Here is a 20,038-nt window from a genome sequence, read left to right as displayed (position 1 = left end):
TTCAGACCCCCATCTTGCCGGGATTGAGTATCCCCTTGGGATCAAGGGCTTTCTTGATAAGTACCATCACATCAAAGGCTTTTCCAAGTTCCAGTTCGAGGTATTCCGCCCTTGCACCGCCAACGCCATGTTCTGCTGTTACAGTGCCTCCTATGGAGATAGCAGTGCGATGTATCTTATCGGCCGCTTTGTTCAGCTTGTCCCAGTCTTTATTGTCAAGCATGTCAATGCACATTCCTGTGTGCAGGTTTCCGTCGCCGATATGCCCGTAGGTCATGATAGGAAGGTCAAACTCTTCGGATATCTCCCGGACCTTATGAAGCATCTTGGGAATCTCCTTTATAGGAACGCCAATGTCCTCACCCAGATATACGCGGGTACGCATGGGATCAAGCCTTGATACCGCCGCACCGACAAGCCTTCTTGCCGCCCATATCTCTTCCCTTTCCTTTTTGTTGGTCGCGGCCCTGATGCCTGTAGCCAGTGAACTGCAGGCATCCTCTATCATGGCAATGCCTTCGCGCACTGCACTCTCTGTCCCGTCCATCTCAAACATCAGGATAGCTCCTGCCTGGGGAAGCCCTACCTTCGGGTCATAGGTGTTAATTGCATCTATTATATTACTGTCAAGGATCTCACATGCAGAAGGTACTATTCCTGAGGACAGCACTTTTACCACTGCCTTACCCGCAAGCTCGGGGTTCTCAAAGGAAGCAAGCAGCACTGAACGCTCTTTTGGCAGGGCACGTACCTTCAGTATTGCCTTTGTGATAATGCCAAGTGTTCCCTCAGAGCCGACGAAGAGATCGGTCAGGGAATATCCTGCCACTGATTTTATTGTCTTTGAACCTGTGTTGATAACAGTGCCGTCCGCAAGAACCACTTCAAGCCCAAGCACGTAGTTGCGGGTCGTACCATACTTGACAGAACGCATGCCACTTCCGTTGTTGGCTATAAGCCCGCCAAGGGTACACATTGCAGAACTGCCCGGATCAGGAGGGAAAAAGAAACCATATGGCTCAAGGGCCAGGTTCAGTTTCTCCTGGACGATGCCAGGCTCCACTATCACCTGAAGATTGTCAAAATCCATTTCAAGTATCTTATTCATTGAAGACATGTCAAGTACAATGCCACCCTCTACCGGAACAGAGCCGCCCGCAAGACCCGTGCCAGCACCACGTGCAGTCACCGATATCCCTTTTTCCCAGGCGAGCCTCACTACATCCGATACCTGTACAGTAGTAGTTGGCCTGATAACGAATTCAGGCATTCCCCTTACCTGGGAAGCATCGAACGAATAGCAATAAAGTTCGGCAGCAGATGCGGAAACTCTTTCTTTCCCCACAATCTCCTGCAGTTTGTCCAGTAGATCGGTCTTTTGCATGGAATCAGTTTTTACTAAGTATGAAGGATTTAAACTTGTTGGTGAATGCAAAACTTTACATCTATCTACACCCATTAGGCAGCAATGACACGATATTTTGAGGTACAGCAACGCGATGGAGCTGCAAGGATTGGGAAACTGCTGCTGGGCAAGACCATCCAGACACCATTTATAGTGGACAGCCGGACCCTGGGCTCCCCGGAAAGCCCCATAGTTGATGCTGGCTCCCTCTGGAAACTCGGCTCAACAGAAGCAGCCCGGGAAGAACTTAACAAAATACGCAATGCTGCGGGAGAGAACGCGCTCATCATCCTCCCTCACCAATCGTTCCCTCCTGAGGTCCCTGACGATATAGCAAACTCTGCTGTCAAGGGCCTTGATTTTGACATAACAGGTCCCACCGGGACCACCTATCGACATTCTCAGGGTATCAGAAAGAGCGACCTCTACGTAATGGAGGGAGCAGGATGTTTTGAGAACAATGCAAGACGGTTCTTCAACATGCTGCTTGAGATGAAAAGAGATGTTGCACCCGATACCGCCATTTACACGCCCAATATCTGCCTTCCGGAGAATGTTGCACTGCTTGTTTACCTGGGTATAGATATCCTGGACAACACTAAAGCTATAATTGCGGCACACAGCGACATCTATCTTACATCTGCAGGCAGGTTCCACCTTGACGCCCTTGCTGAACTGCCCTGCAGATGCGTGGCATGTACTGGCACCACTGCCGATGAACTGAAATCCCAGGATAGGAGGCAGCGTGCAAAGATCCTTGAGATGCACAACCTCAATGCACAGGAAAGTGAACTTGCCCTTGTCAGGGAAAAGATTCGTGCCGGCACATTGAGGGAATATGTTGAAGGACAGTGCAGGACACGCCCCTGGCTTACTGCCTTACTTCGACTGGCTGACAGCGAATATAATTACGCAGAGGAGAACAATCCTATTGCAAGGTCCAATGAGATGCTGGCAAACAGCACAGAGTCACTATCAAGAGTGGAAATCGTGCGTTTTGCCACACGTGTCCTTGAAAGATACACTCCTCCTGAGGCTGACATACTGGTATTGCTGCCCTGCTCGGCTAAGAAGCCCTATTCAATCTCAAACTCCCATTGGAGGTTCATCAATGCTATCGGAAGTAATCGCAGGTATGTCCATGAAGTTATTATCACATCACCTATCGGCATAGTCCCCAGGGAACTGGAACTGACATACCCCGCCGCACATTACGATACAGCAGTCACTGGACACTGGGATGCACAGGAAAAGGAATGGGTGGCAGGCTGCCTTGAAAAGTACCTTACAAAGAATCAGTACAGAACTATCATCGCCCATGTGGAAGATGCTTACAGGGAGATATGCGAAACAGTTTCCCGGAGACTGGGCATCGAGATGATATTCACAGGTTCCGGCAACGTCAGCTCCCATGAGGCTCTCAGAAGACTGAAAGAAGAAGTAGAGAAGCACAGCGACGGAAGGTCCCGCAACGTAGAGGAAAGAAAGAAGGACATGATACGCTCTATAGCCGATTACCAGTTCGGAAAGGGAGCAGGCAGTGTTCTCGTACCTGCGGACTCGGTAGTAAAAGGTCCTTATCCCAAGTATCAGATATTCGTCGGAAAGAAACAGCTTGTTACTCTCATACCCCAATACGGCACGCTTGCTGTCACTGTCGAAGGAACGGAACTTATGGTGCCCTTTGGAAATTATCAGGTAAAGATAGATGACTTTGTACCGAAAGGTTCCCTGCTGGCTCCGGGAGTTCTCGAAGCGGACCCGCGTATAAGACCTGGCGATGAAGTGTTCATATGCGGCGAAAAAGCCCTGTGTGTGGGCAGAGCTGTGATGAGCGGTATGGAAATGCAGAGATCCGGCAGAGGAGTTGCAGTGGATCTGCGCCATGTTAAAAAACTGTAAGAACAGATAAGTAAGGGGAGATTATACAGGTAAATGATCGTCAGGAACTTTGAGCCCAATGATTTTTCAGAAGTACTTGAAATCGAATCAGAGGCATTTGCCGAGCATAACCCTTTCATCTATATGAGCTTCTATGAAATGAACAGTGAATGTTTCCTGGTTGCTGAGGAGAGGGAACATATAACAGGTTTTGTGGTCGGCTATCAGATATCCGGCGAAGAGGGAAGGATATTCTCACTTGCAGTAAGAGAGCATTACAGGGGTTATGGCATCGGCACGCGTTTACTGGATACCGTTACACACATCTTCCGGGAAAAAATGCTGTCCTTTGCCAGCCTGGAAGTCAGACTGAGCAACTATGAGGCACAGAGGCTCTATCAAAAGATAGGCTTTATCCCCTGCTGGATCCAGCATAACTACTACTCAGATGGCGAGGACGGAATTGTTATGAAAAAAAGACTGACCCCTGTTACAAGAAGTGCAACAGGTAGCTTTTTACATACAGTCCCATTCCGGACAGTTAAGTCTGTTTACAGGCTAGATATCATATAGATACTTCAGGTGCTCTTCATAAGATGAATACCAGCCCGCTGGGCAAGCTCCTGCATCCTCGTAGAAGTGCGCCCCATCCCTGAAAGATCATCCTTTGAAAGGACAGAAGCCAGATCATTTCCCAGCACAAATATCGCGTGCTTATGCTCTGCTTTGCTCCTGTGAACATGTAAGGGGCTTATAGACAGCGAATCATAGTGGCTGAACTTGTAATCTATACCCATGTACTCAAAATGCCTTTTGATTTGAGCCATTAATGTGTGTAATTGTATCAACTCATCCTTGTGCATATCAACCAACCAACTTATAGTACCAACCTTCAGGAGCACTCTGTTGTGCATCCGTCACAGTATAAAATCTCAACCGGACTATATTTGCGATATGCGAAATAAAGACATTTTCCCGGCAGGAGACTGCCGAGTATATATTAGATAAACATATGTGAAAAAAGTAAATGATTAATGATTATATATGGTTATTAATACGAATACTGTAGAAATAATAACATTAAGAATAAATAAAGATTATGGTGCCATGTACTGGCACCGCAAGATAGAATTATAATGCATCTGCTGTGAATATTCTTACTGATGCAGGCCTCTTGGTAACGCTTCCAACTTTTGCACCCACAAGGTTCTCTATCCCCTTGTCAGCTGCTATGTCAAGTATTCTCTGCGTGACAACTCCATCGAAGACAACTGTTTTTACCTCATTCTGGTAATCCTTGAGAGTGTTCACAAGGTCTCTGACCGCAGTCTCATTGACAACCTTATCCTTCCCGTCCAGGAAGCGGGCACTGAAAGTGCCTATGAGGTCGTTTGCATGAGGCTTGAACTTACTGCCTATAGGAGATGATCTATTTGCAATCTCAGGCCTTACGGCAGATGGTTCCGAATCGTCCCTGGGCTGTGACCTCTCACGGGACTGTGGCCTCTCACCCTGAGTTGCACGGGACGGTGCTCTTTCACGGGATTGCGGCCTTTCACGGGCAGGTGCTCTCTCACGTGATTGTGACCTCTCGGCAGAGGGTCTCTCACGGGACTGTGGTGACCTCTCACTCTCTGCAATAGGCTGAGACTCTTTCTCATCTGCTTTTTGCACTTTTACGGGGCTTATCCTTTTTACTTCAGTGGGACTCACCCTTGGAACTTCCGCCGGAACTATCCTTTTTATATCAGAGGTCCTTCTTTCCTTGCGTTTTGGCAGCCGTGCCATGTGGGATGCGTTATCTGATTCAGAATCCCTTATACTATACTTATCGAGCACCTGTTCAACAGGAACTTTTTGCCTGAGCGCTCTTATGACTTCTTTTTGCACAAGGTCTTCAACACTCTTCCCATCAGGAGCACGTGCAATGTAATCTACATTGGCGACCTGGACCAATTCCTTGACAATGAGCTCGCCACCGCGGTCACCGTCAGTGAAGACTGTGACTGTCTCTTTCTTCTTGGTAAGCTCCGCAACTTCAGGAGGTACATTAGTGCCTCCCACACAGATTGTGTTCTTGATACCGTAACGAAGGAGGTTGAGTACATCAGCACGGCCCTCCACAACTATAATGGCGTCAGAATCAAATACTGCAGGACCGCAAGGAATCTTGTTCTTTCCGAAGTATTCCATCTCTTCGACCCTTACAGACTGGCGCACCTGGTCTGCAATCTCCTGGGACTCCGGCAGGTTCTCATCGAACATGCCTGTAAGGATGAACTTTGCCCTCTCGATTATCTGGTGCCTCTTTGTGGCCCTGACATCCTCCATCTGGGTTATCTCTATCTTTGCACTGCAGGGACCGACCCTGTCAATGGTTTCAAGGGAAGCTGCCAGAATGGAAGTTTCGACCTTGTCAAGACTTGAAGGGATAAGGATAGTACCCTTGGTCTTCCCGGCCTTGGCACTTACGACAACCTCGATCCTTCCGATCCTTCCTGTCTTCTGAAGGTCGCGCAGGTCAAGGTCAGAACCAAGCAGCCCTTCCGTCTGGCCGAATATCGCACCTACAATATCGGGACGTTCGATTATTCCTTCAGCGCTGATCTTTGAATGAATGATATATTTAGTAGTGTCTGCATTTTGCATTTGGATTCTCCTAAAGTTTATGATGATATGCGTATCGTCGAAAGCCTCTCAAGCCTTCAGCCCAATGCAAAAATAGAATACTACCCGCTACACTACATGTACTGGGGACAGGCAGTAATGACATCAGGAAGGGAATCCGTGATTTAAAATATAAATCAGGTGTTATAAAATGCAGTGTTAGGTATGACCGTAAGACTACATCCTCTAATAGGTGTGCCGATATGTAGCAAGCAATTTCCCGCGGGCACCAGCCCGTTGCTCTGACCACTCAAACATCTTCTGGCAGACATGATTAGCAGTTTTCCAAACCCCTTATCTGATTCTCAATCAATCTTTACTATGCCTTGTACCTTTATTTTTCGCTACTCCTTTATCTGTGAGATAGGTTTTACATGTAATGAATAAGGATTATGATTAAACTATATTTGCATTAGTGGAAATACTCTTGCATAAGAGCATTTCTGTGATCTTGATCGAATTTCAAGCATGGATTGCAACCATAACATGACGGTTACATAAAGTAATATCATTCAAACTCTTATAAACTTATGGGTAACACGGGCAGGGAAGCCTTTGAAACTAATAAAGCAAGTGAACTTGATTTAGTCTTCCGGCCAGAATACTTTCACATTCTTTGAGCGAGGTGCAGTGAGAGATCGGACAGAAAGATTCTCATGCAAGGAACTATCATATAAATTAACTGCCTTTGTAACAATATGAATGACAGAGATCCAGCTGACAGGAAAAAACTTATAATTATAGGTGGAGGGGCAGTGGGACTGGCTGTGGCAACAAGTGTAAAACGCCATAGTGACCATGATGTCCTCGTATTCTCTTCGGACTCCCATGCATCCTATAGCCAGTGCGGCATACCATTTGTAATAGCAAAGGAGATCAGCGGTTTCAATTCCCTTCTTCAAAGGAACAAAGAGTTCTTCGAGGAAGCAGGAATAGACCTCCGGATAGGCACCGTGGTCGAATCTATTGATCTTGCATCCCGCACGGTCCTTGCTGAAGGAAAAGAATATCGATTTGACAAGCTTGTGATTGCCACAGGCAGCACTCCGTCCATCCCTGAAAAGCTCAAAAGTGGAGCTTTACTGGAAAATGTATTCACTGTACGTACCCTTGAAGACGGCATGAGGCTTGAGAAAGCCCTTCAGAGAGCATCCAGTGTAGCAATAATAGGAGGAGGGGCAATAGGAGCTGAACTTGCTGTGGCATGTTCTAAAAGAGGATTGAATACACTCCTCATCAACCGGAGCAGTTCCCTGCTGTCACACAATATCGATCCGGATATGGCGGATATAGTCAGGGAACACCTTGAGTCTCTGGGAGTGCAGATACTTACCGACTATACCCCGCAAGCTCTCAATGGGGAAGGTAGCGTCAGATCCGTGACCATTGGAGAAAAGGAATTTCCGGCTGACGTGGTCATAATATCCGCAGGGGTAAATCCTGAAACAAAGCTTGCCGCTGATGCTGGGATAGCAATAGGCCCCACAGGAGGGATTATTGTCAACGACGACCTGCAGGTAAAGCTAACTAACGGAACTTTTGATCATGATATCTACTGTGGGGGAGAGTGCGTACAACTTCAGGATCTCATAACAGGCAGACCTATGTTAAGCCAGCTTGCAAGCACAGCAAGAAGAATGGCAGGAGTGATACGGGATAACCTGATAGATGAGCAGAGCAGCTTCGGTCCGGTGATCAGCCCATGGGTGGCTCTCATCGGTGAACTGGAAGTAGGTACAGTGGGAATTACCACCCGGATAGCTCGCCTTAATGGAATAGACGTAGTAAGTGGCCTTGCTACGGGCACCACTCGTGCAGGATACTATCCCGGCTCAACCCAACTGTACATCAAACTTCTTTTCAGGAACAGGATTCTCGTAGGAGCACAGGCTATCGGCGGCAAGGGTGTCAAAGAGAGGATTGACGGATTCTCCCTTGCTATCAGCAAAAGAACTACAGTGGACGAAATACTTAACATGGAAACTTGCTACACACCACCACTTGGAACACTTGTAGATCCGCTCACCTATGCAGCAAAAGGTGCACTCCGGAAAATGTCAAAGGTCCGGAAATGATAATCATCGACGGCTCATACGGAGAGGGAGGAGGACAGATACTGCGGACTGCTGTATCCCTCTCGGCAGTGATAGGGGAAGAAGTAACTGTTACCAATATCCGCAAAGCAAGGCCCCAGCCCGGGCTTAAGATGCAGCATCTCACTTCGATAGAAGCGGCCGCCCTCTTATGTGATGCAAAGGTAGGAGGCCTCTTCCCTGGTTCAACTGAGATCACATTCACTCCACTGGAAATAAAGGGGTTAAGTACCGAAATAGACATTGGTACAGCCGGGAGCATTCCATTGCTTATCCAGAGTATCATGCCTGCTGCCGCTTATTCAAGCGGTACCGTCAGGCTCCGGATTAAGGGAGGGACTGATGTCATATGGTCCCCTACTATAGACTATCTTGAGAATGTGACTTTCAAGGCCCTGTCAAGAATGGGCTATATCTCACAACTGAAAACTATCAGCAGGGGATACTACCCCAGGGGAGGAGGGCTTATAGAGCTGACAATCGAGCCATCAAGGCTTAGGGGATATGATTTCGTCAGAGAGGACATGGATGTTTCAGGCATCTCCCATAGCTCCAGGCTGCCCGAACATGTAGCGCAGAGACAGGCTGCATCTGCAAAAGAGATTATGGATAAAAAGGGATATGGGTGTGATATCCGGACAGAAGTTTCTCAATATGTTTCCACTGGAAGCGGGATAACCCTGTGGTCCGGCTTCAAGGGTGCAGTCTCCATTGGAAAAAAAGGGTTGCCTGCAGAGAAGGTAGGAGCCAGGGCTGCAGAGGAAATGATAACATGCCTGGAGTCAGATGCGGCTGTTGACCAGCATCTTGCAGACCAGCTAATACCTTACATGGGACTTGCAGGCAGCGGCTCTTTCACAACTGTTGCCCTGTCAGATCACACAACAACCAATATATGGGTCACTGAGCAATTCCTTGATGTCAGGTTCGGCATAAAAAGAAGGGATAAGATCTTCGAAATTTACGTACAATGATCATTCCTGAGCATCAGCGATGCTTATGTACTCTGAAGGGATGTTCTTTGCAAGCACAATATCCTCATTAACAACCACAATATCGATTCCGTCATCCTGTGCCGATGTAGCATCAATTTCAAATATCACAGGGTTGTCAGTATGAATAGAAGCAGCCTGCATTGCTTTTTCCAGTGACCTGCTCAGATGTACATAACACTGCCTTATAGGAGTGATCCCGTTCTCAAGAAGCATGTCCGCTTCTTCCTGGCTTACACCATAGTAGAGGTACGGAAGTTCATTCTCAGGATAATCCGATATAAGATCGATCTCTACTGAATGGCCATAGCGCGCCCTGATAAAAGACCCGTCTATCTCATAGCGGCCTTTCACGTCGGACTCTACCAGAGACACAAGGCGCTCCATGGTGCCCCATTTGTAGCGCTTCATCATAATGTCACAAAGCACATCCATATCAACCCAGCCCTGCTGGTCCATTTCCAGGCCAATGTCTTCCGGGAAATGCCTCAATGCACCGGAAATAAATCTTCCGAGTCTCTCTTCCCGGTCATCATCCAGCACATAACGTCCTTCTTCGCCGCATTCCGGGCAGACATCACCTCTGAAGTACCCATGCTGTATACATTTACGGATCATGATATCTGTCAGATATATCTTATAATTAATATAAGTTGTTAAAATGACTTCTATGCACAGTTCACTTAAACCAGCAGTTAACCTCAATGTAGAACAAATGATTTAAGATGTATTGTGTATCTAAGTCTTTCAGGTATTAACATGGATGAAATTATAGAAATTTACAAAAAGCAAGAGCTTAGCGGGACCATCAGCCAGGAGGACTTCCTGGAAAGGGTAGGGGAAAAAGTGAACCAGATGGGCGGACTATGTGATACGAAAACGGCAGCAATGCTTGTCGCACATGACCTTGGAGCCGGTGACACACGTGGAGAAGGCGCCGGAAATGAGGTACAAAAAGTAGCAGATATCACTCCCGGCACAGGAAATGTCAGGCTCATTGCCAAGGTCATGTCCGTATTCCCGGCCAAGGAGTTCAACCGTAATGACGGCACCATCGGGAGAGTTGCAAATCTTCTCGTTGCTGATGAAACAGGTTCCATACGCCTGACACTATGGGACGATAAGGCGGATCTTGTGAAGACAGGGGATATCACGGTCGGACAGACATTCCAGATAAGCGGTTATGTGAAAGAAGGATATTCCGGTGTGGAAGTGAATATAGGTAACAATGGAGTGTTGTGCGAGACAGATGAAAAGATTGAAGCCTCTGTTGCCTCTACTAAGATCACAGATATAAAGAATGGCATGGGTGACATTAACCTCAAAGCCAGGGTACTTGATATAGCCGATATAAAGACCTTTAACCGCAAGGATGGCTCAACAGGCAGGGTCTCGAATATAACTGTAGGAGACGACACCGGGAAGATCAGAGTCACCCTATGGGACGAGAAAACAGACCTGCTCCCCGAATTAAACATCAACGACTCCATTGAGATAATCAATGCTTACGCCCGGGAGAATAACTTCAGCCAGCAGGTCGAAGTGCAGGTAGGTAACCGTACTATTCTGAAGAAGACAGACAAGGAGGTCGACTACTCAGAGAACTTCACACCCATATCCGACATAATACCAGGAGAATCATACTCTGTCAAGGGATCTGTCTCCGGGATAGGGGATCGCCGGGATTTCACACGCGATGACGGTACCGAGAACAGCGTCTCAAACATCTATGTATCCGATGATACCGGCAGGATAAGGATAGCACTCTGGGGCGAGCATGCCGGCCTTATAGATGAGGTTGATATTGACACAGAAATCGAGATAATCGATGCCTTCTCAAAATCAGGTTTCAATGATGAGATCGAGCTCAGCGCAGGAAACCGGACAAGGATAATAGTCCTTTGATCAAGAGACTCGGCGGTTGCCTGATGGAACACCGGCCAGGACTGGGTGTTCCATAAATATTTATGGAGAGCATTCCTGATTGATAATATCTGCCTGAACCTTGTTCCTATGCCTCCTGCCTCCTTATTTTGCACCGGCGGAATAGTTATTATTTCCTTCTCAACACCCTTACCATGTAAAGAAGTGCATGAACATCTATAAATACAATTAACTCGACATTTTAACTGTGGACTATTAGTGACCAATTCTTTACTCCTGGCTTTAAAGGAAGGTAAGGGTCTTGAACACGCAGAGGGATTTGGAAACCGACGTCTCGATAAAAGAGATACAAAACGAGATGTCTGTCAAAGAATTGATGGCAAAGGATATTTTTGTCATAGATGCTGACACTACTGTACTTGAAGTAGCCCGGGAGATGACTGACCGTAATACGGACAGTGTTATTGTGGTGGATAAGGGAGACATTATCGGTATAATCACAGAGAAGGATGTTGTTTCCAAGACTGTTGCAAGGAACAGGCTGCCCGGAGAGATGGATGCCAGGAGCATAATGTCGTCCCCGATAATATCCATCAGACCCTCTACTGGAATAATCGAAGCAGCTGAGCTCATGGTCAAATCAGACATACGCAGGCTCGCAGTGATGGATGGTAACGTAGTACTGGGAATGATCACATACCGGGATATCATGGCAATCTCACCGGGATTGAATACTATCCTCCAGAACCTGATCGAATTGCACCGTGAAGGAGATTTCCTGAGGGAGACCGATGTAGAACGTGGCATCTGTCAGCGTTGCGGGGCCATGGCTGACAACCTGACAGAGGTTAACGGGCTCAACTTGTGCGAGGACTGCAGTGAGGAAGAAGGTTACTATGACTAGTTTGATACTGGTCAGAAAATAAGGACACAAGAAAGCTGGTGAAATGAATGTCTGTCCCGATATATGATGGAAAAAGATATGTATCGATTTTTAAAGCAATGGAAAGTAGCTTTGCGGACCTTACAGGAAAAGCAGTATTATTCATGCTTACAAAAAGCACATGCTTAGACAGGCATTGTTATTCAAATGCATGCTAAAAGTGTTCTTTAGCAAAGGCCGCTGGCCCGGGACCACAGGAACTATCTGATGTCTGGATTGCCGTTGACAAGACAGTGCAATATTATACGCCAGATATCTGATTAATTTCCGATAGTCTGCTCAAGGAATTAGCCATTTGAAAGCACATGAGATACCAAACTGCCTGATAATGCTGGTTTAAGCAATAGATAAAGAAACTCCGGAGAGTTAACTATATTCCCAAAGATGAGAAGCATGCCGGCAACTGCTGATGCACTGAATCTGTTGTGGCTATCTAATCTCGTGTGATCATACTTAATGAGAATATTGGAGGTCGTACTGTTGTAAATCAAAAACAATCCCAGGATCAAACTGTCTGGGAAGGATCTGTCATGGCCCTTAACAGGATCGATGAGAAAGGATCTGCCTGTCAGTGCATGAACAAAATGATATAAGAAGCACCTTCAAAACCAATGTCGGTGTTTTCTGCGCGCGATATGAGAAAGAATAAGGAATTCAAAACATTTAGATGGAGGAACACCATGAATGTTGAAGACATTATGAGTTCACCGGTATTCACTATAGCACCGGAAGAGAACGTGGCACATGCAAGAAACCTAATGCTGAAGCATAAGATAAGCACCCTTGTGGTGGCCAAAGACGGAAGGATGGTTGGCATAGTCACCAAGACCGATCTGAGCAGAAAGCTTGCACAGGCAGAACCTATGTGGCGCAGAAGACCGATAGACAAGATCCCGGTTAATATGGTAATGAATGATGCTCCCATATCCATCTACCCGGATGCTTCGGTATCCCAGGCAAGCAACCTGATGCTTGAGAACGGCATCAACTCACTTGTGGTTGTGAAGGATAATATTGTGGGGATAGTTACGGGTACAGACATCATGAAATATGTATCCCAACAACCGGATATTAAAATGCGGGTATCGGATGTGATGGGCGATGACATTATCTTTGTGCACAGGCACCACACGATAAACCATGTTGTCCAGGAAATGGAAAAGTACGAAGTCAACAGGGTGATCGTCACTGATGATTCCAACGAGGCAGTCGGGATAATCACTACAAGCAGCGTGGCACTGAACATCATGGTAGATAATGAAGGGAATATGCAATCAAAGAGCATAAAAATGGCACGCAGATCTACTCCCGCCGGCCAGAAGACATACAGGTACATCAAAGATGTTCCCCTTGTAGCCGAAGACATTATGATGGAGCTGCCATCCGGCGTAGCTGTCGATGACCTGTTGGTAGATGCTGCAAAGGTCATGCTGGATGAGCATGTTATCAGCCTTCCTGTTGTTAATCGGGATGAGATCGTGAGCATGATAGGCAGAAAAGACATACTTCGGGCCGCTCAATAGACGCCGGAACAGAAGTGTACAAGCTAAAAATGTAAGAGCATAAAGAATCTGATACATAGAGGGAAGAATTATGGAAGTAAAAGACATAATGACAGAACCTGTGAATATTGATAAGTCAGCCACCATCTCTCATGCACTTGACATCATGGAGAAGAAAGGAACAAGACGTCTTCTTGTAACACATGATAACAAGATCATGGGCGTGCTCACCATGAGGAACATTACAAAGGAGCTCGGGACCCGCAAGAAGGGAAGCATGCCTGCCTCTGCCCTGCATGTTGCAACAGCAGTCTCTGATAATTATGTAAAAGTGCTAGCCGATACAAAGGTAACGGATGCCGTCACTCTCATGGCACGCAACGGCGGAGTGATGATCGTAGTAGAGAACGAAAAAGTACTTGGCTGGGTTACTCCGACAGAACTTCTCAGGAATAACGACCTGAAGGGGTATGTGGCTGAAGTGATGCAAAAGAACCCTATTGTCGCAAACCCTGCTGACCGTGTGAGCCATATAAGGCGTCTCATGCTTGACAATGATATTGGAAGAGTGCCTGTGATAGATGATGACAAACTGGTAGGTATCGTCACAGAGAAGGACATTGCTAAAGCAATGAGGTCCTTCCGTGACATTGTAGATGGAAACAAGCAGGATGCACGTATCAAGAACCTCATTGTCGAAGACATAATGAAAATGGGTGTAAAGACCGTCTATACCAATACTCCCGTAAAGGATGTCGCAAAACTCATGCTTGATGAGAATATAGGCGGCGTGCCAGTCGTAAACCTTGAGGAGCAGATGGTAGGGCTTGTTACAAGGAGAAACATTGTCAACGGGCTTGCGCAGTAAGCAGTGCCTGAAGAAAATATATGGACAATGGGACTGAAATGGATATAAAAGAGGCGGCAGAGGCTTTAGACCTGTCGCCTTCCAGATGTTCAGAACTTCTTGAAAAGAAGGTGCTACTGCAGGAGTGGGGAGAATATGAGGATTTTTTCCGGTTCAGCAGCAGTGTGGGAAAAATTGATGAAGGCAGTGTACTGGTAAAAAAAGGGAATGGCTTTGAGTTCGTGCAGGGCTTCCCGAAGATTAAAAGGGCCATTATGCTTGCTCCTGCCATCAAGAGCCATTTTGCGAGTATTGATACTGTTGTTGTTGAAGAGAAGATGAATGGCTACAATGTCCGTGTCATCGAACATAAAGGAGAACTGATTGCTTTTACTCGCAGTGGCCACGTCTGCCCATACTCCAGCGAGCGTGCCAACCACCTGCTTGAACATGATATTTTTAAAGACCATCCTGAATACGTGGTCTACGGTGAGATGGTGGGACCTGATAATCCCTATGTACCAAAGCATATTTATGAAGTTGATTCGCTCGAGTTCTTTGCTTTTGACATCCGGTCCAAGGAAGGGATTCCCCTGCCAGTTCATGAGAGAAGGTCTCTTGCTGCGGATTATGGTTTGACCCAAGTCGAACTTCTTGGCGAGTTCGCAGTATCTGAAGCTGCTAAAGGGATACGGGATATAATTCCGGAACTGGGTAAAAAGGAACGTGAAGGCGTAATAATCAAAGATCCTGCAATGGTATTGCAACCATTGAAATACACAACCTCAGAAACTAATTGCGCGGATCTGCGCCATGGGTTCAGGTATTATAACGAATCTGGTAAGGATTACCTCTTTGCAAGAGTTGTAAGAGAAGGTTTCCAATCAGTGGAATGGAACGATAGCAAGAAAGATCTTGAAAGAAGATGCCTCATGCTCGGTGAAAGCATACTCATGCCCATGAGAGAATCGATTATGCATGTGCAGGAAGGCGAGCGCCTATGGGAGGATGTGCAAATAAGAGTGAGAGAAGTGAGCACTATCGGCAAATTCAGAATGTATCTTGAAAGGCTTGGTCTTGATGTCATCTTCGGCTCACCAGAGCCTATCGGGGATGAATACGTGGTCAAGATCAGGAAGATGAACAAGAGCACGACAGATAAGACTCTTGGTATAATCGAAGGCCAGCTCTGGTCGTGAAAAAGAAATATATGCATAAACATTTATTCGTAAGACCATACTGGAGGATTATCACATGACTAAAATTGCCATCATTGGAAGTGAGAAGAGCGGGAAGACCACTCTTGCCGGGAAACTGGGCAAAAAGGGCAGTGTTACTGACATCACGATGTATGACTATGCCAAGAACGACCGGGTGCTCACAACCATTGATGCTACCGGGTATCCGGCATCCGTGAAATCCCTTCTGACAGCACTTAACCTTTCAGACATAGCTCTGCTTTGTATACCACCGCAGGGACTTGACCCTCTTGCAGCCGAATGCATCATTTCCCTTGACCTTTTAGGGTATAAGCATGGCATTGTTGTCCAGACCAAGGCAGATCTGTCATATCCTCTGGCGCTTGAGGAAATGAAAGAAAAACTCAAAAAAATAACAAAAGGAACAACGCTTGAGAACTGGCAATACCATACCGTTTCCACAACCAGCTTTGAGGGCATGGAAGAGCTCAAGGAATTGATCTTCTCCATGGGAGACATGGTGGACTCCGAGCAAAGGAACCTGGACAGTCTTCCGGCAAGGGTTGTCATCGACCAGTCCTTCAATGTCACCGGAATAGGATGCGTAGTGCTGGGAGTCGTTTCCCAGGGAACCATACATGCCAAGGATAAGATGGTTGCATATCCGGCCAAAAAGGACCTGGAGATCCGCTCCATCCAGATGCATGATGTTGACGTTAAGACAGCTCCGGCTGGTGCAAGGGTCGGTCTTGCCCTCAAGAACGTACAGTCAAAAGATATAGACAGAGGTTTTATCCTGTCCGCAGGGGAAAATGTTTCGGAGGACCTCATTATTGAGTGTACCCTTTCACAATTATCAAAGGAATTTGCAGTAGGGGATATGCTTCACGCCTACGTTGGCCTGCAATCGGCACCGCTAAAAGTGAAGAGTATAAAATACGAAGGACAAAATGTGGAAAAAGCAAAGCCCGGGAAAAAGTACCTGTTGGAACTGGCAGGTACAAAGGAACTAGCATATAGCAAAAATGACAGGTTCGTCCTGGCAAATCTTGATGGCAAGCAGAGATTCGTTGCCTTCGGATATAGCCAGTAAACTACTTTTTGGGCAGAAGGTGTTTGGAGCCTTCCAGCATAGAAGGCATTTCAACTGCTTTTGTGAGCTTCACGTTTTCCGGCAGGTCCACCATAGTGGGCTGTTGTATTGCAGCAGGGGACGCTTCTATAGTCGTTCTCTGGACCTTATAGCCGGAGTCACTTCTTGAAAAGGATGCAGGTGCATTTGTAGCCGGGCGATCCGTCGAAAAGGCCACGGGCGTATCTTCGGTCCTGCTGTCCACACTAGAACCCGCTAATCCTGATTTAGTGTCTCTTTCTTTTGCCTTTGATCCTTCTTCTTTCCCACGTAGATAATTCTCACGTGCAAAATCCCGGAGATCATATTCATCGGCAAATCCATAAAGCCTTGTGAGCTGCTCCTGGACCCAACCTATCTCCGAGTGCCTGTGGTAACCCACTTCAAACCCAAGTTTCCGGGAAACCTCAGCAAGATGAGCCCTGTCGGCCTCGGATATTACCTTACTATGCTTTTCTTTTTTGAATAGTGCGACCATAGGACACCATCATTCCAGATAACCTTCGATCTTCAGGCCTTTTTCCGTAAAACTTACAGAGCGCATGTTGCAATCATGCCTTGTACCACGCATCTTGATTACCTGGATGGCACGTGTCATTGTCTTGTCATACAGGAAATTGTGCATGAAAATGACACCATGCGCGGCAAACTGCTCTGTGGAATACGCAGTCGGATCTGTCATCTCAGACAGCAGTACGGTAGTACAGCCAAGTTTCTTGAGGTTGCGTATGAACCTGCTCATCTCCTTCTCCTGAAGGGAGAAATCGTTTGTAGTGAACCTTATGGCTGATACTGAATCAATGACAAGGCGCTTGACGTCATATTCTGAAACGTATGCAGCTATTTCCTTAAAGACCATGGAAGGAGACGGAGCCTCACTTTCAATGGATGCCCGGCCTATGTTATAGTCCGTTGTCACAAATTCGTTCATCTCGTCCATGTATCCGTACTCCATCCTTGGACCAAGATCTGCAAAGAGAAGTTTCTGCATTTTGATGAGAGGAGCAATGCTTATTGCATAATTGGACATGTCATTGATGATGTTCTGCGGACATTCAAGCAGTGTCGCGTATAACCCGACCTCACCCCTGGAAGCACCATGTGCAAGGAACTGTACACCAAATGTGGTTTTCCCGCTGCCGGGCGGGCCGCTCAGTACATAGACCCTTTCTGACAGGAAACCGCCCTGTACCAGATCATCAAATCCTTCTATTCCTGTAGGTATTCTCATAGATACTACCTCTGTATATAAGTAGGATAATATACTTTTATGAGTATTATAAAACTGCAATATATTTTAATGCATCGATTGGATTTTATAAAAACGTACTTAAATAAATATGCCCGTAAATACTCCTATTAATTGCATAAACATGACAGACAACACCAGCCATTGTTTCTCCATCAGGTATAAAGACCTCCTGTGGTCGGTAAAGACCTTCTCTCTGTCAGTGGTGACTGCATTCATCTGCAGTATGCTTCTTTACACCTTCATGTTTATCGTAGCAGAGCCTGCCCCGGTGAGCGAGGCTATAGCTTCCACAGCCACTGTCGCAACAGCCAAGGTTGTTGTAACCGCCGAGTACATCAGTCCGATGTGGGCCATTTTTATATTCAATACTATAGCTGCCCTGAGTGCATCCGTAGGTACAGGTCTGTTCCTAGTTATTCACCTCCTGATGGCATCAGATATCCGGCTCAGGCCGAATAACCGTATATACGCATCTTTTTCAATTGCTTTTGAAAGGGTGTTGATGCCTGCTAACAGACTGCTCCAGAAACTTGCACATCGTCTGGATGATGATTTCCCTTATCCCGAAATAAGTGACCCTGCAAAAGAAGGTGTCTGGAAATACTGTGGATATACCCGGGAAGACTACCGGATGTTCGCCTATATGCTCCCATACACGATACCCTTTATGATAATGATAGTTAACGGTCTGCTCATAGGGATACTGCTGGCCTTCTTCTTTTTCAACGGGTTTCTAACAGGCTATGAACTGTTCGGGGTCAAAGGAATATTTATCGGGATAAACTACAATCTAATCTATTTCTTCATATCTATAGTGCCTCACGGCATCATTGAGATACCTGCAATATTACTGGCTGCAGCACTTGGTTACAGATTTGCCCGGGTCCAGTCCCTTGAAGTGACAGGCAAAGGATTATTTCTCGGGGACAGTCCTGAAAGTTTAAAGAGAGATGTATCCGAGGTCCTTGCAACTGCCAAACTGTATCTCACTTCCCGATACCTGTGGAAGATTTCTGCATTTATTATTATGATACTGCTGGCTGCTGCATACATCGAGGCTCATCTGACATCAGGTATCGTGGACATAGTAATGAAGGAACTTGACGCGATCGTCGAAAACCTCCCGGTTTAGAACAACAGTAGGATTTACTGTGAACTGGCCTGTTAGCCAAGAATTACAGCCCTTTGTTAAAACCGGCCATCGATGTTGCCACATTTTTCAGCAATTGTGCAGCTATCCCCTGGCCTGGCCATGAACCAAGACCACAGTCCGGACCTGCGTACCTGATGCATTCACCGAACATGGAATACGCTTTCTCCAGTCTCTTTGTGATCACTGCAGGGGTTTCCATCTGTGTCACGATATCCGTCATGTGGGCCTGGTCCTTCCAGACATTGGTGTCATATTTTTCGTTGAGGGTGGCAACAAGGTTGAAAACATCAGTGCGGGCAATGCCCACGCGCAGGAATGTGTCACTGTCCTCAAGCTCCTTGCGGTCTATAAGATCAAGATAAGATGGTGTTGCCGCGGATTCCACGCCTACGACCCCTATGTTATCAGATTGGCATGCGAGGGTGTAGTGAAGGGGCGAGTGCAGATGCACTTCCACATCACACCCCCCCTTCTTCGCGGACCTGCAGGCGATATCCATTGCCTTTATAAGTTCATTGTTATCGAACATGACCTGCGGGTTGATGCCTATGCTGGGCTCATCTATTGAGACTGTCCTTATGTTGAAGTTGCGGGCATTAGAGATGGAATTACTGACAAAACGGTCCACGCTCTCTGCCAACAGATCGAGGATATCCGTATACTCGGTGCCGCCGAATTCCTTGAGATAGAGTTCCAGGGGACCAGTGACACAGACACGCACATCCGGCTTTTTGCCGTGCTCCTCCCTGTACTCTTTGGCGACCGCCTCAATGGCCTCAAGCTCCATTATGCGGGCAGCAGACTGCTTTACTTTGAAAGGCTCTTCTGACTTCTCCGGATTCCTTATGACAGAGAAGAACTGTTCGTTCATATCCTGATACTGTGGATAAGTGGGCACATCCACACCTGCTTCCACTTTCTGCCTGAAGGCATCACTGATGACCGCAAACAATTCCTCATTATTCTTTCCCCCGGAGAAGCTCTCCTTTATCCATTCTTTGGATCTGCCCTGAGGCAGGGGAAAACTGCCGATGTCGTCAAAAAGTATCCCTGTCATGAAAGGTTGATTGTCCTGTATTTCACTTATA

Annotated in this window: 20 protein-coding genes; 13 read left to right on the top strand and 7 right to left on the bottom strand. The window is 46.6% G+C overall.

Translation table 11 applies throughout. The annotated features are described in order from the left end of the window. Position 1: 1 nt before the first annotated feature. Complete coding sequence (locus QZZ22_RS11315) at positions 2-1,384, bottom strand: FAD-linked oxidase C-terminal domain-containing protein (RefSeq protein WP_292464931.1); 1,383 nt, start codon at positions 1,382-1,384, stop codon at positions 2-4. Between the two features lie 84 nt (positions 1,385-1,468). On the opposite strand from QZZ22_RS11315, the gene arcS reads away from it, so the two are divergent. Together arcS and rimI are read left to right on the top strand one after the other, a co-directional pair. Then, positions 1,469-3,307, top strand: coding sequence for an archaeosine synthase subunit alpha (gene arcS, locus QZZ22_RS11310; protein ID WP_292464929.1), 1,839 nt, complete (start codon positions 1,469-1,471; stop codon positions 3,305-3,307). Positions 3,308-3,340: 33 nt separating this feature from the next. Further along, the gene (gene rimI, locus QZZ22_RS11305; protein ID WP_292464927.1) at positions 3,341-3,859 is read left to right on the top strand and encodes a ribosomal protein S18-alanine N-acetyltransferase; all 519 of its coding nucleotides are present in this window, start codon (positions 3,341-3,343) and stop codon (positions 3,857-3,859) included. Between the two features lie 5 nt (positions 3,860-3,864). Here rimI and QZZ22_RS11300 read toward each other — a convergent pair whose 3' ends face one another. Continuing rightward, positions 3,865-4,149, bottom strand: a complete 285-nt coding sequence (locus QZZ22_RS11300) for a UPF0058 family protein (RefSeq protein ID WP_292464943.1) — start codon at positions 4,147-4,149, stop codon at positions 3,865-3,867. 268 nt (positions 4,150-4,417) lie between these two features. Then, complete coding sequence (gene dnaG / locus QZZ22_RS11295; protein ID WP_292464925.1) at positions 4,418-5,935, bottom strand: DNA primase DnaG; 1,518 nt, start codon at positions 5,933-5,935, stop codon at positions 4,418-4,420. Here dnaG and QZZ22_RS11290 point away from each other — a divergent pair, their 5' ends adjacent. From QZZ22_RS11290 to rtcA, 3 genes are all read left to right on the top strand, one after another. After that, on the top strand, positions 5,936-6,082 hold the full coding sequence (locus tag QZZ22_RS11290; protein WP_292464924.1) for a hypothetical protein: 147 nt from the start codon (positions 5,936-5,938) through the stop codon (positions 6,080-6,082). It begins immediately after the preceding gene. Positions 6,083-6,651: 569 nt separating this feature from the next. Beyond that, positions 6,652-8,028 (top strand): FAD-dependent oxidoreductase, encoded by a 1,377-nt coding sequence (locus QZZ22_RS11285; protein WP_292464922.1) that lies wholly within the window; start codon positions 6,652-6,654, stop codon positions 8,026-8,028. Then, on the top strand, positions 8,025-9,020 hold the full coding sequence (gene rtcA / locus QZZ22_RS11280; protein WP_292464920.1) for an RNA 3'-terminal phosphate cyclase: 996 nt from the start codon (positions 8,025-8,027) through the stop codon (positions 9,018-9,020). Before QZZ22_RS11285 ends, rtcA begins: the two co-directional genes overlap by 4 nt. Here rtcA and QZZ22_RS11275 read toward each other — a convergent pair whose 3' ends face one another. Beyond that, entirely contained in the window at positions 9,021-9,656 is a 636-nt protein-coding gene (locus QZZ22_RS11275; RefSeq protein WP_292464918.1) for an RNA 2'-phosphotransferase, read from the bottom strand. 141 nt (positions 9,657-9,797) lie between these two features. Between QZZ22_RS11275 and QZZ22_RS11270 the strand changes: the two genes are divergently transcribed. From QZZ22_RS11270 to QZZ22_RS11240, 7 genes are all read left to right on the top strand, one after another. Then, positions 9,798-10,943 (top strand): OB-fold nucleic acid binding domain-containing protein, encoded by a 1,146-nt coding sequence (locus QZZ22_RS11270; protein WP_292464915.1) that lies wholly within the window; start codon positions 9,798-9,800, stop codon positions 10,941-10,943. 280 nt (positions 10,944-11,223) lie between these two features. After that, positions 11,224-11,826 (top strand): CBS domain-containing protein, encoded by a 603-nt coding sequence (locus QZZ22_RS11265; protein WP_292464913.1) that lies wholly within the window; start codon positions 11,224-11,226, stop codon positions 11,824-11,826. 47 nt (positions 11,827-11,873) lie between these two features. Continuing rightward, positions 11,874-12,023, top strand: a complete 150-nt coding sequence (locus QZZ22_RS11260) for a hypothetical protein (RefSeq protein WP_292464911.1) — start codon at positions 11,874-11,876, stop codon at positions 12,021-12,023. A 522-nt stretch (positions 12,024-12,545) separates the two neighbouring features. Then, complete coding sequence (locus QZZ22_RS11255) at positions 12,546-13,388, top strand: CBS domain-containing protein (RefSeq protein WP_292464909.1); 843 nt, start codon at positions 12,546-12,548, stop codon at positions 13,386-13,388. Positions 13,389-13,458: 70 nt separating this feature from the next. Next, complete coding sequence (locus tag QZZ22_RS11250) at positions 13,459-14,235, top strand: CBS domain-containing protein (protein ID WP_292464907.1); 777 nt, start codon at positions 13,459-13,461, stop codon at positions 14,233-14,235. A gap of 20 nt (positions 14,236-14,255) precedes the next feature. After that, complete coding sequence (locus QZZ22_RS11245; protein WP_292464905.1) at positions 14,256-15,413, top strand: RNA ligase; 1,158 nt, start codon at positions 14,256-14,258, stop codon at positions 15,411-15,413. A 55-nt stretch (positions 15,414-15,468) separates the two neighbouring features. After that, positions 15,469-16,506, top strand: coding sequence for an EF-Tu/IF-2/RF-3 family GTPase (locus QZZ22_RS11240; protein ID WP_292464903.1), 1,038 nt, complete (start codon positions 15,469-15,471; stop codon positions 16,504-16,506). 1 nt (position 16,507) lies between these two features. Here QZZ22_RS11240 and QZZ22_RS11235 read toward each other — a convergent pair whose 3' ends face one another. Next, positions 16,508-17,023, bottom strand: a complete 516-nt coding sequence (locus QZZ22_RS11235; RefSeq protein ID WP_292464901.1) for a hypothetical protein — start codon at positions 17,021-17,023, stop codon at positions 16,508-16,510. A gap of 9 nt (positions 17,024-17,032) precedes the next feature. Then, positions 17,033-17,776 carry an ATPase domain-containing protein gene (locus QZZ22_RS11230; RefSeq protein ID WP_292464899.1) on the bottom strand — a complete coding sequence of 248 codons (744 nt, stop codon included), beginning with the start codon at positions 17,774-17,776 and terminating at the stop codon, positions 17,033-17,035. A gap of 142 nt (positions 17,777-17,918) precedes the next feature. Here QZZ22_RS11230 and QZZ22_RS11225 point away from each other — a divergent pair, with 142 nt between their 5' ends. Next, positions 17,919-18,929, top strand: a complete 1,011-nt coding sequence (locus QZZ22_RS11225; RefSeq protein ID WP_292464897.1) for a stage II sporulation protein M — start codon at positions 17,919-17,921, stop codon at positions 18,927-18,929. Between the two features lie 43 nt (positions 18,930-18,972). Here QZZ22_RS11225 and QZZ22_RS11220 read toward each other — a convergent pair whose 3' ends face one another. Beyond that, complete coding sequence (locus QZZ22_RS11220) at positions 18,973-20,007, bottom strand: methionine synthase (protein WP_292464895.1); 1,035 nt, start codon at positions 20,005-20,007, stop codon at positions 18,973-18,975. Positions 20,008-20,038 lie beyond the last annotated feature (31 nt).

Source organism: Methanolobus sp., from assembly GCF_016278365.1.
Classification (GTDB): domain Archaea; phylum Halobacteriota; class Methanosarcinia; order Methanosarcinales; family Methanosarcinaceae; genus Methanolobus.
This window is presented reverse-complemented; position numbering and strand designations above follow the sequence as displayed.

Bases quoted from the DNA above. Each gene is read 5' to 3' on its own strand.
- QZZ22_RS11260 (WP_292464911.1), top strand. From the start codon at position 11,874: ATGTCTGTCCCGATATATGATGGAAAAAGATATGTATCGATTTTTAAA.
- rimI (WP_292464927.1), top strand. From the start codon at position 3,341: ATGATCGTCAGGAACTTTGAGCCCAATGATTTTTCAGAAGTACTTGAA.
- QZZ22_RS11250 (WP_292464907.1), top strand. From the start codon at position 13,459: ATGGAAGTAAAAGACATAATGACAGAACCTGTGAATATTGATAAGTCA.
- arcS (WP_292464929.1), top strand. From the start codon at position 1,469: ATGACACGATATTTTGAGGTACAGCAACGCGATGGAGCTGCAAGGATT.
- QZZ22_RS11240 (WP_292464903.1), top strand. From the start codon at position 15,469: ATGACTAAAATTGCCATCATTGGAAGTGAGAAGAGCGGGAAGACCACT.
- QZZ22_RS11300 (WP_292464943.1), bottom strand. From the start codon at position 4,149: ATGCACAAGGATGAGTTGATACAATTACACACATTAATGGCTCAAATC.
- QZZ22_RS11275 (WP_292464918.1), bottom strand. From the start codon at position 9,656: ATGATCCGTAAATGTATACAGCATGGGTACTTCAGAGGTGATGTCTGC.
- QZZ22_RS11245 (WP_292464905.1), top strand. From the start codon at position 14,256: ATGGACAATGGGACTGAAATGGATATAAAAGAGGCGGCAGAGGCTTTA.
- QZZ22_RS11225 (WP_292464897.1), top strand. From the start codon at position 17,919: ATGACAGACAACACCAGCCATTGTTTCTCCATCAGGTATAAAGACCTC.
- QZZ22_RS11315 (WP_292464931.1), bottom strand. From the start codon at position 1,384: ATGCAAAAGACCGATCTACTGGACAAACTGCAGGAGATTGTGGGGAAA.
- QZZ22_RS11230 (WP_292464899.1), bottom strand. From the start codon at position 17,776: ATGAGAATACCTACAGGAATAGAAGGATTTGATGATCTGGTACAGGGC.
- QZZ22_RS11285 (WP_292464922.1), top strand. From the start codon at position 6,652: ATGAATGACAGAGATCCAGCTGACAGGAAAAAACTTATAATTATAGGT.
- QZZ22_RS11220 (WP_292464895.1), bottom strand. From the start codon at position 20,007: ATGACAGGGATACTTTTTGACGACATCGGCAGTTTTCCCCTGCCTCAG.
- rtcA (WP_292464920.1), top strand. From the start codon at position 8,025: ATGATAATCATCGACGGCTCATACGGAGAGGGAGGAGGACAGATACTG.
- QZZ22_RS11255 (WP_292464909.1), top strand. From the start codon at position 12,546: ATGAATGTTGAAGACATTATGAGTTCACCGGTATTCACTATAGCACCG.
- dnaG (WP_292464925.1), bottom strand. From the start codon at position 5,935: ATGCAAAATGCAGACACTACTAAATATATCATTCATTCAAAGATCAGC.
- QZZ22_RS11235 (WP_292464901.1), bottom strand. From the start codon at position 17,023: ATGGTCGCACTATTCAAAAAAGAAAAGCATAGTAAGGTAATATCCGAG.
- QZZ22_RS11270 (WP_292464915.1), top strand. From the start codon at position 9,798: ATGGATGAAATTATAGAAATTTACAAAAAGCAAGAGCTTAGCGGGACC.